This is a genomic window from Modestobacter sp. VKM Ac-2983 (assembly GCF_026967885.1).
GTDB lineage: Bacteria > Actinomycetota > Actinomycetes > Mycobacteriales > Geodermatophilaceae > Modestobacter.
This window is the reverse complement of sequence record NZ_JAPVBK010000011.1, coordinates 1-215: the sequence shown is the minus strand read 5'-3', so window position 1 is coordinate 215 and position 215 is coordinate 1. Positions and strand designations below refer to the sequence as shown.

The window sequence follows — 215 nt, the reverse complement described above, 5'->3', positions numbered from 1 at the left end:
CCGGCCTCGCCGGCCCGCGCCGCCTCGATCGTGGCGTTCAGCGCCAGCAGGTTCGTCTGCTCCGCGATCGAGGTGATCACCTTGATCACGTTGCCGATCTCCCGCGAGGAGTCACCCAGCTTCATCACCGTGGCGTTGGTCGTCTCCGCCTCCGCCACCGCCTGCGCCGCCACCCGAGCCGCCTCGTTCGCGTTCTGGGAGATCTCCCGGATCGA

General features: G+C 69.3%; 1 protein-coding gene. It reads right to left on the bottom strand.

Annotation, left to right across the window (positions count from 1 at the left end; translation table 11 throughout):
- The coding region (locus tag O2W18_RS21610) for a methyl-accepting chemotaxis protein (RefSeq protein WP_269189476.1) at window positions 1–215 on the bottom strand (215 nt) is incomplete at both ends.